General features: G+C 51.5%; 11 protein-coding genes. 5 read left to right on the forward strand and 6 right to left on the reverse strand.

From position 1 onward, the window contains the following. Positions 1 to 103 precede the first annotated feature (103 nt). Both AAGJ81_04030 and AAGJ81_04035 read right to left on the reverse strand, forming a co-directional pair. On the reverse strand, positions 104 to 1,678 hold the full coding sequence (locus AAGJ81_04030) for an adenylosuccinate synthetase (GenBank protein MEM0965308.1): 1,575 nt from the start codon (positions 1,676 to 1,678) through the stop codon (positions 104 to 106). A 1-nt stretch (position 1,679) separates the two neighbouring features. Then, on the reverse strand, positions 1,680 to 3,236 hold the full coding sequence (locus tag AAGJ81_04035) for an IMP dehydrogenase (GenBank protein ID MEM0965309.1): 1,557 nt from the start codon (positions 3,234 to 3,236) through the stop codon (positions 1,680 to 1,682). 597 nt (positions 3,237 to 3,833) lie between these two features. Here AAGJ81_04035 and AAGJ81_04040 point away from each other — a divergent pair. The 5 genes from AAGJ81_04040 (at position 3,834) to AAGJ81_04060 (ending at position 7,849) form a co-directional block, all read left to right on the forward strand. Next, positions 3,834 to 4,268, forward strand: a complete 435-nt coding sequence (locus tag AAGJ81_04040; protein ID MEM0965310.1) for a hypothetical protein — start codon at positions 3,834 to 3,836, stop codon at positions 4,266 to 4,268. Between the two features lie 33 nt (positions 4,269 to 4,301). Then, complete coding sequence (locus tag AAGJ81_04045; GenBank protein MEM0965311.1) at positions 4,302 to 5,171, forward strand: RHS repeat-associated core domain-containing protein; 870 nt, start codon at positions 4,302 to 4,304, stop codon at positions 5,169 to 5,171. Positions 5,172 to 5,329: 158 nt separating this feature from the next. Then, the gene (locus tag AAGJ81_04050) at positions 5,330 to 5,596 is read left to right on the forward strand and encodes a transposase (protein ID MEM0965312.1); all 267 of its coding nucleotides are present in this window, start codon (positions 5,330 to 5,332) and stop codon (positions 5,594 to 5,596) included. Continuing rightward, entirely contained in the window at positions 5,590 to 6,501 is a 912-nt protein-coding gene (locus AAGJ81_04055) for an IS3 family transposase (GenBank protein ID MEM0965313.1), read from the forward strand. The genes AAGJ81_04050 and AAGJ81_04055 overlap by 7 nt, the downstream gene beginning before the upstream one ends. 370 nt (positions 6,502 to 6,871) lie before the next feature. Then, a complete protein-coding gene (locus AAGJ81_04060) occupies positions 6,872 to 7,849 on the forward strand; it encodes a hypothetical protein (protein ID MEM0965314.1) in 978 nt (325 codons plus the stop codon). Positions 7,850 to 8,318: 469 nt separating this feature from the next. Here the strand turns inward: AAGJ81_04060 and AAGJ81_04065 are convergent, their stop codons facing one another. The 4 genes from AAGJ81_04065 to AAGJ81_04080 all read right to left on the reverse strand — a co-directional run bounded on the left by AAGJ81_04065 (position 8,319) and on the right by AAGJ81_04080 (position 11,750). Further along, on the reverse strand, positions 8,319 to 9,032 hold the full coding sequence (locus tag AAGJ81_04065) for an SDR family oxidoreductase (protein MEM0965315.1): 714 nt from the start codon (positions 9,030 to 9,032) through the stop codon (positions 8,319 to 8,321). Positions 9,033 to 9,339: 307 nt separating this feature from the next. Continuing rightward, a complete protein-coding gene (locus tag AAGJ81_04070; protein MEM0965316.1) occupies positions 9,340 to 10,149 on the reverse strand; it encodes a PEP-CTERM sorting domain-containing protein in 810 nt (269 codons plus the stop codon). 208 nt (positions 10,150 to 10,357) lie between these two features. Beyond that, complete coding sequence (locus tag AAGJ81_04075) at positions 10,358 to 11,074, reverse strand: hypothetical protein (protein MEM0965317.1); 717 nt, start codon at positions 11,072 to 11,074, stop codon at positions 10,358 to 10,360. A gap of 445 nt (positions 11,075 to 11,519) precedes the next feature. Beyond that, complete coding sequence (locus tag AAGJ81_04080; GenBank protein MEM0965318.1) at positions 11,520 to 11,750, reverse strand: hypothetical protein; 231 nt, start codon at positions 11,748 to 11,750, stop codon at positions 11,520 to 11,522. Positions 11,751 to 11,809 lie beyond the last annotated feature (59 nt).

The following is an 11,809-nucleotide window of genomic DNA, read 5'->3' on the forward strand; positions in this document are numbered from 1 at the left end:
AGATTCCTCAACACGCTACAGAACGTGGCCCAAATACCTGCGGTAAAAAAGCGACTTCGATTGTCATCCCGATTTGGATTTCGAAGAAAATTCCCACCAAAAGTCACTGCTGAATCGAAACCGCATTCTTTTCTGGAAGCATCTTAATGACTTCCGTTGTTTCGGGGATTTCCTTGATGATCTCGTCTGGGTTGGGACCGACCCCGATATAACGCAAGTTGGGTAAGTCCTTGGGCCATTCTTCATCTCCGTAGGCGCAAGAAAGGGTGTAGTAGACCATTGCGGCGACGTAGATTTGTGCGTTGACAGGTAAATCCTGAAACGTTCGAACTGATCGGATATCCTCGTCCCAAGGCTCCATATCCTCGAAAACGGGTGTGCTCTCGCGGCGCACTACCTCATCTCTTGGAACTCTGCCGACTATCTCTCCATCAGGTCTCTTGTAGGAGGTGCAGATTCGGAGGGATCCTTCCCAAGAGCCATCACAAGTAAGGGCATCGAGCTTGTTGATCACCAGATCGTCGAAACCATTGTAGCGGAGGGTCGTTCCTTTCTCGACGGCGTCGAACCATCCTACCATTCGTTGTCGCCCGGTCGACGTTCCAAACTCGATCTTGCAGAGCTTCTCGGATAACGAGTGGTCGGCTGGAATCCGGGTGAGGAAATCGTGAGTGCCCACTTTCGTGTCGTAGGCTTTGCAAACTCCAAAAGTGTGTAAGGGCTGGACGGGTACGCCAGCGGACTGGAAGAACTCGGGAGTGGTGGTGTGCGAAGCGGTCACGTTCGGAGTAAATCCGTGCCGCTTGTCCAGCCAGTAGGCTTGACCAAACTCGCCGATGACGCTCCGGCCATCGTTTACAGCACTGAGAACCACTTCTCGAATGTCGCAGATCGCGTCGCGGAACTGGATACCGGTTGCCCAGTAGGTGTCGAAAAGAGATTTGTTGAGGGTAAACGGCTCCGATCCACAGAACTCGTTAAAGTCGACCTCTTCTTCGGAGAGAATCCCTTCGGCGATTCCAGCACTGTTCGCCCGTTTTTCCGCGTTGGTTAGTTTACTAAAAAATTCGAACCACTCGTCCTCAGTCACTTTGCAAACGTTCTTGATGGTGTCGATCGCCCGCTCGAGACGGGAAGCAAAACGTTTCCGAAGGCGATCGGGGTTGCCCAAAAAGTCAGCGTAGTAGACTTGCCACTGGCCGACCTCGTCGAGATAGGCTGGCGTGATTCCCCGTCCGGTTGAGCCCCTTGCCGGAAGTTTGAGTTGATTCTCTCGGTAAGATTCCCAAGCAAGATCGAGAAGTCGGTGTCCGAGGTCACTCACCATCGTTCTTTCGTCAATCTTCAGGCGGGAGAAAACCTCAAATCCGCGGGATTCAGTAGTCCGGCATTCCCATAATAGCTTCCGAGGGTCGGCAACTACCCCTGATCCAAGCCCAAGGATACTTACGCTCGACTCGATCACTCCGCCAGGAAGAAGGTTGAGCTTGAGGCCACCCGCGGTGTGGCCGGAATTGGCCCCGCCATTTACTTTAAGCACAACGCGAACCGGATCATTCAAACCGGTTGAGGTCTGCAGCTCTCGAATGACTTCGGAAATCAAGCGGCCTTTACCCTCATCTCCGAAGCTAATTCCAATGTCTGCAATGAGCGGACTACGAAAGGGGAGGAGAGCCATTCTAGTTTTCCTCCGGGGATTCCGTCTTTACGACAATCACATCGTGGGGGGAAGCTTCGCGCTGGCCGGCGGGTGAGACTCGCACATAGAGCGCATTCTTCTTGAGAGCCTCGAGATTAGCTGCGCCCAAATAACCCATCCCACTGCGAAGCCCTCCCGCAAGTCCTGAAATCACTTCTTCGACAGACCCAGAAATCTCTTTGAGTGCCTCAATTCCTTCAGCGGCAACCTTTCGGGTCACATCTTTTTTCTGATGGCCGTATCGCGCCGCAGAGCCCGCTTTCATTGCAGACTCGCTGCCCATGCCGCGGTATTGTTTGTAGAGCTTTCCTTTGATCTCAAGGATCGTCCCGGGAGCTTCTTTACAGCCCGCAAGCAAACCTCCGCACATGACCGCGTCTGCCAGAGTGAGCGCTTTTACCATATCCCCCGACTTTGTAATTCCGCCATCTGCGAGCACCCGCACTCCCGATTTGCGAGCCGCACGCGAGCAGACGTGAAGAGCAGTGAGTTGAGGAATCCCAACCCCAGCAATCTGTCTCGTGGTGCAGATTGAGCCCGGACCCTGACCGACCTTCACCACATCGGCTCCAGCCTCAGCAAGAAACTCAACTCCATCGCCACTCGTGACGTTACCGGCCACAATCGTCAGATCTTTGAATTCGGACCGGAGCAAGCGGACGGATTCTCCTACACCCTCGCTAAATCCGTGGGCGGTGGATACGGCGACCACGTCGAGGCCTTCTTCGACCATTTCACTGACGTGGCTAAGAATTCGGTCCCGGTCAAGGGACCCGTCCTCCCGGCGAACAGTGCTGATGGCGGCCCCACAAAGTAAACGGAATCTCTCGTCGCGCGACGGGCGAAGATTCGACTGTGCCTCTTCGATAATTCGTTCGATATCACTCAGGGTGAAGAGTCCTTTTAGGCGATCTTCGCTGTCGACCACCAGCAGCTTATGGATGCCCAGCTGGCTGCTGAAAAACTTGTCTGCCGTTTCAACGGGATTATCTCCTAGTTCCGTATCGAGGATGGTGTGGACCTCGTCCCGAGAATGCATGGCTACCCGCACATCGTAGTCCCGGTAGCGATTCTTGACGACTCTACCCGGAACAAGGCCGACCAGCCGTTCGTTTTCATCAACCACGGGAAAAGTGCGAAACTTCACGTTCTTCCGTTCCACCAGCTCGAGAACATCGCCGATCTTTTGGTCAAGATGAGCAACGAAGGGTTCCTGAATCAGACCGTTTACGTGGTTCTTGACGCGCGCCACCTCCCCGACCTGTTGCTTCTCGCTCATGTTGTAGTGGATGATTCCGAGCCCACCCTGCAGCGCCATTGCAATTGCCATCTGATTCTCGGTCACCGTATCCATATCTGAAGAGACCATGGGCAGATGAAGCGCGATACCCTCGGAGAGCTGGAGATTCAGGTTCGCACTTTTAGGCAAGACTTCGGAGTAGCGGGTCGCCAGCGAAACGTCGTCAAAGGTGAGCCCAGTAGGCAGGTTAGCCGCGAAAAACTCGTCTGCAGCTTGGTAGGGAGAGGAATTGCTCATGAATAGAAGACTTGGCAGAACCTTTCATCCCTTCGGAACCGGAGCAAGAAAAACAGAAGGAGATAGGATGGAAGTTTATCAATTCGTTGCCTATGCACTCCTGGGAAGTCTGCGTACCACTCAATGTTCTCCGCTCCGTCAGTCATCGGAGTCTAGCGTCTAAAATCGGAGGCTTACGGGACCTACCATGAGGAAATGGCAACGTGCAGTGAGGAACGAGGTTATCACTGCAAGGGTTCATTGCTACGGCTGCATTCGATCTGAGTTGCGCCTCCGTGGACGAAAAACCATGTTCCCCCAGAGTGAAAGAGTCCCACGATCGAAGAGTTGGTTCGGGACGCTCGAGAAGTTGTAGCGGAGGCCGCCGAGACACGTGAATCAAGGTGGTAGCGAGCGTCCGGGAACTGCTAGAAGTACCCGATTCTAACGGAGGGCAGGTGAAATCCCGTCCAAAAACCGTGCTGCGGAAAGTAGCATTGCGCCGAGACCCATTCTCCACTATCACATCTCCAACTTGTGCTGTCAGCATGCTCGTTGAATCAATGAGAAATCGTTACTTTTTGCATTTGACCTCTGCTATGGGAGGCCCGATCCCGAGTGGAGGCTGCTGAAAACATGAAGACTTGGACTCACCCCATTTTCGCCTCCTTCAGAATAATGAGATTCAGTATAATAATGAGTTTTATTTTGGTGTTCTCAATTTGTGCAGATGATTTGTCTGAAAATTATTATGAACACTTGAAGGAAGTAGAATTTGTTCCTGGGAAGGTAGAAAACTTTTCTCTTGTAGAAGCTGGAGAAATATTATTAGAATACTTGAATGGTTCAATTGATAAAGAAAAGTGGGAAATCTCTTTTAGACTAGAAAATCCCAAAAGAGAAATTCCAGATTGGTATCTAGAACGAAAGAGTATATCATTTAAAATTACAACTGAGATAAGTGCATACGACTACCTCCGCACAATCTGTGCTATCGATGATGTGAATTTTTTGTTACGCGATAGGACTATAGTCTTCTTTTGGGGACTTTGAAGATAATCGGTAGGTTGGAGGAATCAATTGGCGTTGGACAACAGCTCCTTGACTCTGGACAAACCCGTTCTGGTTCCGATACCCGAATGTCCGTCTCTTTCGGCCGATCCGATTCTCTCGCTGGGTCTTGATCCTCAACCTCCACAGCCGATCGTCCCGATCCTCGGGCAGGAAGGCGTTCTCGAGGTAGAGTATATTCGTGGATCTGACTACGGCGGCGGAGTAGGGGGCATCCTCTACACTCTCCGCGGGGGAGCACCTTCCTACAAGCATTACAATAGTCGGGGTGATGTGGTTGCGGCGACGGATTCGTCGGGATCATTGACTTACCAGGCCGCCTACGAAGCCTTCGGCACTCACGGCAATTCAGCGGGCAGTCGTGAATGGGACGACGGCTCGGTAGAGAACGACCGACAGAGAGCGAACACCAAGGATGAAGATCCCACCGGACTGCTCAATGAAGGCTTCCGCTACCGCGACCTCCAAACGGGCACCTTCATCACTCGAGATCCCCTGGGCCACGTGGACGGCCCAAATGTCTACACATACGTCACTCAGAACCCGTGGACCTTCTTCGATCCCTTAGGGCTGTATGATGATGAAACTCTTGAGGATTTGGCAAAAGGAGTGATTGGAAAAATCCAAGAGATAATTGAACCACCAGAGAGAGATTCAAACGAGCGAGAAGGTGAGAATAGCGTAGCAAAATTTGTGAACGAATCTCAGAGAATTCAAAAACTTACTTCTGAGTTATCGACACAAATCAATGACTATCTTGAGCAAAAACAGATAAGAGAACTGATCGACAGCCAGATTAATTCCTCCGGTTTGAGTGATTTTCAGAAACATTTGGCAACACGAATGGTGGCAAGGTCTCCAGAGAGCTGGTATCTTAAATATTAGGCTTTGAGAGAATCATTTTTTCAAAAAATGACTAATGGATACGGAACGAAAGAAATGCCAATAGTATTGACTTTCGATGACATTACAACTGACCTGACCCCCGCAAACTGGACCGCTTGAAATGTTAGTCTGGCTTCCCCAGAAAGGAAGACAGACCAATGAAGAAGAAACGGCACAGCCTGGAATCAATCATGCGTATACTGCGCGCCTCGGAGACGGGGACGCCGGTCAGTGATCTATGCCGCGAGCACGAGATCACCGAACAGACGTTTTACCGCTGGAGGCGCAAATACGCGGACATGGAGCTATCGGATGCGCGCAAGCTCAAGGAGCTCCAGGAGGAGAACCGCCGCCTGAAAGCCCTGGTAGCTGACCAAGCACTGAACATAGAGGTATTGAAGGAGGTAAACTCAAAAAAATGGTAAGCCCGGAGCACAAACGCCGTGCAGTCGCCTCAGTGGTAGAGACGAGCCTGTGTTCTTTGCGCCGGGCTTGTCGCTATCTTGGGTTGGGCCGATCAAGCTACTACTACAGAGCTCTGGCAAAAGAGGATTATGAGCGACAGTTGGTGAACAGGGTCAAGGAGCTCTCGAAGGAGAACCCCACCTACGGCTACCGCTTCATCACGGTCCTTTTGCGCCGTGAAGGCTGGCGGGTAAATCGAAAGAAAGTCCAACGTCTTCGTCGAGCCGAAGGTCTGCGTGGTCATATTGCGGTGAAGAAGAAGACTTTGCGGGGAGCTTCGAGTGCTCCAAGGCCTGTTGAGGCTCATAAGCCCAACGACGTATGGAGCTGGGACTTCATCTTCGATACGACCGAGGAGGGCCGAAGCATCAAGATCCTTAGCGTTGTTGATGAAGCCACACGCTTCTGTGTGGATCTGAACGTCAATCGAACGATCAATGCGAAGCAGGTAAGAACGGCAATGGACCAAGCCTGCCTGCGCTACGGACAGCCCAGATGCATCCGTAGCGACAACGGTCCCGAGTTCATTGCCTCAGCTATCCGTGAATGGATTGAGAGCCGCAAAATCGACTGTATCTTCATCGAACCGGGCTCACCGTGGCAGAATCCCTACGTGGAAAGCTTCCACAGCCGCTTCCGCAACGACTGCTTGAATCGCGAATGGTTTATCAACGAGCTTGATGCCAGAGTATCAATTGCGGACTGGCGGGAGAAATACAACGAACGGCGTCCACACAGTGGGATCGACTACAAGTCACCAGCCGAGCTTTACCTTGGCAAGGGCTCCGGCTCCGGTCAGGCTACGCCTTCCCTCCACCGGAGCCCTTGCCAAAATCCAAACCAATCCCTAACCATCAAAATATAACTGACAAGACTAACACTCAAACTGGTCCAGTTGCAGGGGTCTTCTCATTTTGGGCAGCTTTCTATGACCGGCTGGGCGATTGGCTGATCGAAATACTTCTATCGCTCAGGTGAGCACAAGCATGAAAACTTGGACTGACCCCTTTGGTTCCCCTCTTCGTTCACTGCGGTTCAGTATGATACAGCAATGCAGCAACAGCTCTGAAGTCTACTTTGAATTAAGCTACAGAAGAAAAAATAGACAAATCACTATTTCTAGTTGCTTTGTCCAATAATCGTAGCTTCAACCAACAAACAGCTCAAACTAATCACGGCAAAGTAGACTCGGAATTAAAGATTCAACGTGGTCCGTCATCACAAAGAGCAGTGTAATGAAACTTCGACTCACAACTTTCATCCTTTTATTCGTAGCTTCTGTAAAGCTTCAAGCGCATGTAGTCTATTGGTCTGAAACCAATTCGGATGCTGTCTTTGGCGCAAACGCCAACGATGGCTCGGATCAAAGCAAGATCCGTGACCTTGATGATACCGGCCGCGGAGAGAGAGTCTACGGCATCAACGGCATTACATTTGCTGACGACCTCCTCTATTTCACAGCTGCCAATCAAGATCGCATCTACTACGCAAGCACACTCGGCACTACACCAAGAGGCCAGTTCATCAATCTCGACAATACATTTGGTAGCGCAGATTACCGGCCGCAGGACATAACGGCAAATAGCGACCATGTGTATTGGACCGACCGTTCAAATAACATTATCTATCGGGCGGATGCCGGGCCTGCCTTAAACCGCACCGGGGCGCAGGAACTGATTTCGACCAGCGGTGCTCCTCGAGGCATCACAGTATTTGGCGACGATCTCTACTGGACCGACACCAGCCAAGACGCAATTTTTCGAAGCGACCTTGACGGAAACGATGTCACCCAAATCATTGACCTCGAAGCATCATTCAGTGGTAGCACTTTCAACCCGGGCACGCTCACAGCGACTGACCAATACCTATTCTGGTCTGACACTGAAACAGATATCATTTACCGCTCGGACCGGAACGGTGGCCAACTGACCGAGTTGATCGATACCGATATACCTTCTTCTGACGGCCCACTTGGCCTGACCACCGATGGCATCTTTCTGTATTGGACCACCTTTCTCAACAACGGCATCAATGTCGCGACACTCGACGGCATTATTCTGGACGAACCTCGCTTTACGCCGTCGCCCGACCCTACAGCTTCGGGCTTCAATGTGAACGCATTAGCGATAGAATATCTACCAGAACCATCATATGTTTTGCTTTCTCTGGCAGTCGGCCTTGCAGTGTTGCTTCGCCGTCGCGTCCGTCAGTAAGCGCTTACGCCTTCTCGGCGTGAAACATGATGCCCCTCCTCTAATTGATTCTTCGCTTCAATCCACCGGCTCATGTATACCGTGCTGGGGTGTCGGTGATGCCGGAGCATGCGACCAATAAAACGTAGTTGACGGTCCTTGGTGTGGAGTGACTCCATACGCTCGATCAGAAGGAGGGACCGAAGAAGACGTCGTGCCTTGACTCTTCACAGGTAGCAAAGCGTGTCGCAAAACTAGAATTTTGATCAAAGAAATACGTCTCTCCGGAAGGGGAGGAGTCTTTTTGTGTATTCAGGCAACTTTATATGACCGCCTGATTAAAGTGCGTTTATTGCTCACTTGAGCAGAAGCATGAGAACTTGGACTGACCTCTTTGGTTTCCCCATTCTTTATATTTTGCATTTCACCCCTCCATTTTTTGGTGTCTTCGACTGCCAAATCAGGACGTTTCGCAAAAAAAGAGAATCGGTCACATCGTTGACCGGGTCGGCGTCACCACCAGATCACGAATGCAGAGATGGGCGGGTGCCTCGTAGCAATAGCGAACGATCTCCGCAAACTCTTCCGCCGTCATAAAATCCGGATCGCCGACAAGCTTTTTGTATTCGTCAAAAGTAATCCCCATTCCGGCGTGGATGTTGGTGCGGATAAAAGCCGGGGCCAAGTTGATGACGCGGACCCCGTGCGGAGCACCGGCTTCCCGCAGTGATTCCGACATGCTGCGCATCCCAAACTTGCTCGCCGTGTAGCCCACGGCGACTGAAACCGTTTTCCGGTCTGAAATCGAGCTGACGTTGATGATGGTGCCACGCTTGCGTCCGACCATTCCATCGAAAACCGCCTTGGCGCCGTTCATGGCTCCAATCAAGTTTGTCCGGATCTCGCGCTCGAAGTCATTCGGATCCACTTGATCGAATGGCCGGCAATCAGCCACTCCCGCGTTGTTGATCATGCAGTCAACGGGTCCAAACTCCGCTTCAGCGTCATCAATTGCCCGTTTGAGGGTGTCGTAATCCGCCACATCGGCGGAAACGCAATGAGTTCGAGGAAAGTCGAGCGGCGGCATCTTGCGCGCGACCAAAAGCAGGGCGTGGCCTTTACCCGTAAATAATTCGGCCAATGCGCGGCCAATTCCAGCGCTGGCACCGGTGATCACGATCAAGGGTCGCGAAGACTCGGACATGTCATTTGAACGCTAGGCGGCGTGGTCCGGATGTCAATGGTTGGGCAGGGCGCCGCATTAGGTCATTGGCCTTGCCGAAGCGGTTTGTAGCGTGAGTGCTTCTTCCATAACGGCATTTGCCACCAAAAGCGAATGTCTGACCCGCGCCTTTTGAACTTTGCGTTTAACCCATTTTTGGCGGTCTAGTGAGAACTGGAAGAATGGAAACAGGCTACCTCTTCGCCTAAACAGCCTTTGGATTTTACAGTTTGACCCCTGCTTTTTTTGCTTTGCGGAAAAAGCAAGCACTCGGAGGCTGAATTTTGTGTCAACGAAGCGGACGCCGGCGAAGCAGCACGAGGCCCAACGCGCCTGCCCCAAAGATCATTGCGTAGGTCGAGGGCTCGGGGATCGGGATGAATTCGTACTGCAGGGTGGCCTCCCCAGCGACAATCTCAACAGTGATTGTGAGCGAGGGTTCTCCGTGGTTATCCAGAGTGGCCATTTCGTTCAACTCCACAAAGGAATCCAGCGAGAGGGTGGTCACTTCGCCGCTGCCGACGAAATCCGATTCTACAAACTCGTCGTCCGTGGAAAAGATAACTCCTTCCGAGGGCAGACCTTCGATCCCAAAGGCGCCGTAACTGTCGAAGGCTTCGTCGGTGAAGAAGAAAAAGTCGTCTTCGATGAAGTTCTGCGGATCCTCGTCAAAGGCACCCAGCACTGGCACATCGTTCAGGTCAAAGGTAACCGCGAAGCCGCTGAAACCATCATTGGGCCGATAAATCACGCTAGTCTGCACCAAGTCGTTGAAACCCGGCTCGTAGCCTGCTGTGAAGGGCTCGTCGACGTCGAAAACGTCCGAAGCTTCAAAAAGGTAGCTCACCTCCACCGAAACCTGCGCCGTCAGCAGCACCTGCTTTAGCGTCCCGAGGCTAGGGTCGAACTTTTGGAAGCCGGTAAAGGGGCTCGACGTGTCGACGGAGATCTGGCTGTCGTCAATGCTGACAAAGGTGTCGTTGATCGACCCCCCAAAGTTGATCGTCTGCACGGGCGTCAAGAGAGAGGCTGAAGCCAGAGTGGCTGACAGGGCGAAAACCGTGGAGCTGGCCAGAAGTGTTTTGAGAGGGGTATGCATGGGGCCTTTTGACATGACGCCAAGGGCAGCTGAATTCGTGCCAAAAGACACATCCTTCGCCAAGAAAAATAAGCATGAGCCTGCGTTTCTCTCGAAAGCCTCGCGATCAACGAAAGAATGGACACTCAATTAGGGTTTTTAACCCTCGATTCATTTTCTAAGCTTATTCGATGCATAAGAGTCTGCCGTTTTCTCATCTGGCGGTAGATTATTGTCCTGCTTCGAGTGGAAGAGAGAGTTCACTTCTTGGTATCGCTGGTAGATTAGTTTTTCGAACACTTACATTGTCCAGATACCACTCGTGTTCTTCGTGGGTTAGCATGAATCCAAAAGTAACTCTGTCACCTGAAATTTCGGAAAGGTCTGCAACCCACTCGAAGTGATGCCATTCTCCGGGATTCAGAATCTCTTTATAGGTAGAAGGAAATGAGTAACCAGAGCCTTCTACATAACGAAGATTCGGGTCCGTCGCACGCATGCTTAAAGCCCGAAAACCTCTCTCATCTGTTCCGCTATACAAGGCGTCAATACTCACCAGGACCCTCGCAGGTTTTTCCTTGAAACTTACAGTTTGAGTTACGTAGGGGGGACCGTCCCGGTGATACTTATCGTTTTCTGTAGGACGAACCTTGAGAACTCGAGATCCAAGATCAGGACTGTTTGAATAGTCCTCAACAATCTTTGAAGAAGCCCTTCGAAACGCCTTTTCTTGATTCGGAAATGACCACGTTTTAGAGGATTTCTCGAAATCACCAGCAACAATGAAATTCGTTTCGAATTCGTCTCCAGAGCTGTCCGATAGGATCGCATTTATTGAGGAAACGTAAAGTTGATCGGCCTCTGAAAGTTCATCGATCTCCAACTCAAACACTCTATTGTCCGAGCTTCTCAGGACAGAAACCGAATTCTCATCGAACGATATCATCGTTCCACGTAACGTCCTACCTTGGTGGTCTGTCCAAACTCTGAACCCATATGGAGAGGGGGCAAATGCAGTCACCAAAGCAAGGAAAGTCAGGATCAAAATAGACCTCATTTGATTTAAAAAAACATAGGAAGGGGAAAAAGGGGTCGTAGCGCAGGGTAAGCACGTCAAATTATTTCGAGTTCACGGAGATTTTATCCAGGTCGCCCGTGTTCTTCACGGTGCGATGGACTTCAGCCGCCATCTGCATAAGGATGACCTCTTTTTCTAGAAGAGGTCGCCTTCGAAAGGAAACAACGGCAAAGATTCGTTGGACCGTGGAGCGATCTAGCGAGAGCACTCGCGCTTCTTTGGGAACTTGCCTAGTCATCTTTCAACAAACAAGACCCGAGATCGTTTTGTATTCCCCGGTTTGAAACCTGGGGGAAGGACTTCGGCGGAAATCTCATTTCCGTTTGGAGAGGGCCTCTCTCTTCGCAAAGGCCGCTTCGACAACGCAGCAGATGCCCGCGTTGACAAGGACCAATCCCGCTGTGCCCCAGGCTATCCAACTCAGATAGGTATCGGGTGGTGCGGTACTCTTGAGAAGAATGGCGTGACCGGTGAGGCTAAGCCCGGAGCCGACGAGAAGGAGTCCGCCGACTGCGAGCAAGAGGTGTTTCGAAACGAGATTCATGGGGCAGAGATCGTCTGGAAAAGCACCGGATCTTCAAACATTCTCCGACCGTGATTCCT

The organism is Verrucomicrobiota bacterium (assembly GCA_038744685.1).
Taxonomy (GTDB): Bacteria; Verrucomicrobiota; Verrucomicrobiia; order Opitutales; family Puniceicoccaceae; genus Puniceicoccus.

Coding starts and splice junctions, on each gene's coding strand:
- AAGJ81_04030 (MEM0965308.1), bottom strand. CDS start 1,678: ATGGCTCTCCTCCCCTTTCGTAGTCCGCTCATTGCAGACATTGGAATT.
- AAGJ81_04035 (MEM0965309.1), bottom strand. CDS start 3,236: ATGAGCAATTCCTCTCCCTACCAAGCTGCAGACGAGTTTTTCGCGGCT.
- AAGJ81_04050 (MEM0965312.1), top strand. CDS start 5,330: ATGAAGAAGAAACGGCACAGCCTGGAATCAATCATGCGTATACTGCGC.
- AAGJ81_04055 (MEM0965313.1), top strand. CDS start 5,590: ATGGTAAGCCCGGAGCACAAACGCCGTGCAGTCGCCTCAGTGGTAGAG.
- AAGJ81_04060 (MEM0965314.1), top strand. CDS start 6,872: ATGAAACTTCGACTCACAACTTTCATCCTTTTATTCGTAGCTTCTGTA.
- AAGJ81_04065 (MEM0965315.1), bottom strand. CDS start 9,032: ATGTCCGAGTCTTCGCGACCCTTGATCGTGATCACCGGTGCCAGCGCT.
- AAGJ81_04070 (MEM0965316.1), bottom strand. CDS start 10,149: ATGCATACCCCTCTCAAAACACTTCTGGCCAGCTCCACGGTTTTCGCC.
- AAGJ81_04075 (MEM0965317.1), bottom strand. CDS start 11,074: ATGATATCGTTCGATGAGAATTCGGTTTCTGTCCTGAGAAGCTCGGAC.
- AAGJ81_04080 (MEM0965318.1), bottom strand. CDS start 11,750: ATGAATCTCGTTTCGAAACACCTCTTGCTCGCAGTCGGCGGACTCCTT.